This window comes from Salinivibrio sp. MA427, from assembly GCF_001996115.1.
GTDB lineage: Bacteria > Pseudomonadota > Gammaproteobacteria > Enterobacterales > Vibrionaceae > Salinivibrio > Salinivibrio costicola.
Map to the genome: position 1 here is coordinate 1 of NZ_MUFH01000246.1, position 3935 is coordinate 3935.

4 protein-coding genes are annotated in these 3935 nt (G+C 51.8%); all 4 read right to left on the minus strand.

All coding sequences use genetic code 11. From position 1 onward, the window contains the following. A partial coding sequence (locus BZG79_RS12670; RefSeq protein WP_277919616.1) for a Trm112 family protein occupies positions 1-116 on the minus strand: 116 nt, incomplete at its 3' end. Positions 117-127: 11 nt separating this feature from the next. Beyond that, positions 128-1120: a tetraacyldisaccharide 4'-kinase gene (gene lpxK / locus BZG79_RS12675; protein WP_077774571.1), complete on the minus strand. Its 993-nt coding sequence runs from the start codon at positions 1118-1120 to the stop codon at positions 128-130. A gap of 2 nt (positions 1121-1122) precedes the next feature. Next, positions 1123-2877: a lipid A ABC transporter ATP-binding protein/permease MsbA gene (gene msbA, locus BZG79_RS12680; RefSeq protein ID WP_077679151.1), complete on the minus strand. Its 1755-nt coding sequence runs from the start codon at positions 2875-2877 to the stop codon at positions 1123-1125. A 43-nt stretch (positions 2878-2920) separates the two neighbouring features. Then, positions 2921-3935 (minus strand): DNA internalization-related competence protein ComEC/Rec2 (locus BZG79_RS12685; protein WP_199877815.1); only part of this gene is annotated, 1015 nt, incomplete at its 5' end.

Below are 3935 nucleotides of genomic sequence, written 5' to 3' on the forward strand. Positions count from 1 at the left end.
ACAATAGGATAAGCAACCCGATCGAATTTACAAATCAGCTCGTTATTATCTCGGTTATAAAACAATTTGCCCTGGCATGATGGGCAGGCCACGATTTCAAGCAGGCGGTGATCCATAGCGTTCCTTTTTATTTGTTCGCGTTTTTGGTCAAACGTTCGATCTTGGCGAGTAAAGCCTGGGCGGCAGCCTCCGGCAAACTCGCTTCTACCGGCAAATACCACCAGTTATCTTGTGCGATGCCTTGGTATTTTACCGCGTCTTTTTCGGTCATGAGTAAATGTTGCCCCTTCTTTGCCAACCTGTCCAGTTCCTCGGCGCTGAGGGTTTGGTGATCATTGATCCCTTGGCTGTACAGTGGCGTCACGCCCATTTGTTGCAACGTAGCAAAAAAGCGCGGCGGATGACCAATCCCTGCCACGGCAACCACACCCGGTAACATAGATGCAGGGCAAGCCTGACCGGTTCGAAGGTTCGTGGCTTGCCCGGCCACCAAATGCATAGGCCACTCTTGCCCCTGGGTGGTGCCGCCGTTATTAATCAGCATGTCGACACTGTCGAGGCGATCGACCGATTCACGCAAGGGCCCAAGGGGTAAGTAGTGACCATTACCAAAGCGGCGCTGACCATCAATGATCACGATTTCAAGATCACGGTCTAAACGGTAATGCTGCATGCCATCGTCCGTCACCACGATATCGACGCCCTCTTGCAATAAGCGCTTCACTGCTTCACTGCGGTCAGGGTCAACGCACACTGGCACTTGGGTGCGGCGAGCGATTAACACCGGCTCATCACCGGCGGCTCTCGGCGATGTCGTTTGCGTCAACAGTAACGGGTATTGGTCTGATTTTCCGCCATATCCACGGGAGACCACACCTGGACGATAGCCTTGCGCTTTCAGTTGCTCCACTAGCCAGATCACGAAGGGCGTTTTACCGTTCCCCCCCACCATGATATTACCGACAACCACCACAGGAACGGGCGCACGATAACAAGGTGATTTTCCGCGCAAATATCGGCGGCGCCGATGACGAGCAATCAAACCAAATAAAGCACTAAACGGCCGTAATAGCGCCGTCCAAAGGGATCCTTGATGGCCAAACCAAAGTTGATCCAACATACCTAGTCACCAAACTGAATACGATGGAGTTGGGCGTAGGCACCGTTGTGTGCGAGCAATGCTTGATGGCTACCTCGCTCAACAATCTCACCTTCATCCACCACCAAAATTTGATCGGCATCTTCAATGGTAGATAGACGGTGAGCAATCACCAGTACAGTGCGATCTTTTTGCAGCTCATCCAAAGCAGCTTGAATCGCGCGCTCTGACTCTGTATCCAGGGCCGAGGTTGCTTCATCCAGGATTAAAACAGGCGCATTACGTAACAGCGCGCGGGCAATGGCGATACGCTGACGCTGCCCACCCGACAAGCTCACGCCATTTTCACCAATCATGGTGTCGTAGCCCTCATCCATACCGCGAATAAAGTCGTCTGCGTAGGCCAACTTAGCGGCATGCTCAATTTGCTCACGGCTATATTGATCGGCCGCAGCATAGGCTATATTGTTAGCCACCGTATCGTTGAACAGGTGGACATTCTGCGACACCACCGCAACCTGTTGACGCAGATTACTCAACGTATATTGCTCAATCGGCATCCCATCTAAGGTAATTGAGCCACTGTCTATCTCGTAAAAACGAGTCAAAAGGTTGGCAATGGTACTTTTTCCTGAGCCTGACCGCCCCACCAGTGCCAGCGTTTTCCCCGCGGGCACCTCAAAACTCACATGATTCAGTGCCGGCGCTTCTCGTGATGGATAGGTAAAGACCACGTCTTCAACTTTAATGTCGCCGTTAATCTGCTCGGCCTTATGGGTGCCAGTATCTTTCTCGGTCTCAAGCTCCATTAATTTAAACAAGCTATGACACGCTGCCATCCCGCGCTGAAATTGCGACGTCACATTGGTTAACGACTTCAGTGGCCGCATCAGACCAAACATGGCACCAAACACTACCGCAAAGGTCCCTGCGGTCAGCTCAGAGCGAATCGCCTCGGTGTTGGCCAAAATCAACACCACCACCAGCGCCATTGACGCGATCAACTGGATCACCGGGTTGGCAATCGCCTGGGCCGAAACCAGCTTCATGGTTTGCTGACGCATACGGTTACTGACTTTTTCAAACCGTTTTTTCTCGACGTCTTGGCCACCATAGCTTAAGACCACTTTATGGCCTTTGAGCATTTGCTCCGCGGAGCTGGTGACCGAGCCCATTGCATCTTGCATATTCGACGAAATACGGCGGAAGCGCTTAGAGACCACTTGAATGGAAATCGCGACAACCGGCGCAATAACCAAGAGAATGGCGGATAATTGCCAGCTTGACCAAAACATTAAGATCATCAAGCCGAGAATCGATGCACCCTCTCTCACCAAGCTCACTAATGCGCTACTGGTTGCGGACGCCACTTGTTCGGAGTCATAGGTAATACGCGACAACAGCGCCCCTGACGACTCTTGGTCAAAAAAGCTCACGGGCATTTTCATAAAATGATTAAACATGCGACGGCGCATGGTCATTACCACATTACCCGACACCCAAGATAAGCAATAAGCAGAGACAAAGCTTGATAAGCCACGTACCAACATTAATATCACGAGGTAAAGTGGCATCCATTTAAGGAAATCGCCCTCAACGTCATCGTAAGAAAAGCCTTGATCAAGCAGTGGGCCGAGCATGGAAAGCATCAGGGTGTCACTGGCGGCGTTCATTACCAAGGCGACAATGGCAACGATTAACCCTAGTTTGTAATTAGCAATATAGGGCCAGAGTTGCTTAAACGTCTGCCAGGTCGTTTTATCTTGATATTCGCTCATTAAAATCGTTTTGATGGGTAAAACAGACCGGCATTCTACTCTTTTACCGGTCTGCGTCCAAATTTACTGGCCGACGTTTAAACATCTGACGATACCAAGCCGCACGACGATCTTGGCGCCAACGCGTTAACTGCCAACCCGTGTCGACACGCTGCCAACGAACCTGACCATTGGCTGCGGTATCTAACCACATCACATCGGCGTGCTCATAGGCGGCCCGTACCTGTTGCGCGGGCAACCGCCAAGGATTGAGTAACCCCGTCGATGCCACCGCCCAAGAAGGATTCACCGCACCAATAAAAGAAGGCGAAGAAGAAGAACGACTGCCATGGTGCGGCACCAGCATAATATCGCTGTCCAGCTGCGTTTGATCGCCCAAGGATGCAAGCAAATTTGCTTCTCCCTTTCTCTCAATGTCTCCGGTCAGTAACACGCTGTATTCCCCGTCAGAGATGCGTATGACGCAAGAGTCATTATTGTCTGCAGGTGCCGTTGCTTCTGGCGGCCATAAGGCGGCGAAGTCTAATCCTTGCCACTGCCAGCGCTGCCCTGCCACACACGTTTGATAGCCAGAGCGTACCTCACTGGCACGGCGCCAACGCGGTGAATATTGAGCGACGATAAAATCGGCACCGCCATCGTGATCACTGTCGCCATGGCTGAGAATAAGACCGTCCAGGCGCGCAATGTGTCGACTTTCTAAAATAGGCGCGATGACCGCCTGTGCAATGCCGCCCACTTGCCAACGATTGCCAGTATCATAAAGGATGGCCTTTCCATTTTTACTCACCAACACCGCAAGACCATGGCCAACATCCAACACATCCACTTGCCAGTTCAGCGCTTTCGGCGCGCGCCAGGTGATTAACGCGACGATAAACACAATGACCAAGCCGCTGCATCGATGGCACCGCCAACCATACAATCCTATCGCTAACGCTATCACAGTAAACGCCCATCCGATTGATGCCACCGGTACAGTCAACCAACTCGCTGAGGCATTTTCAGCCAGTGCCATCACCGGGATCAGACTGATATTGGCCCACTGCCAACATAAC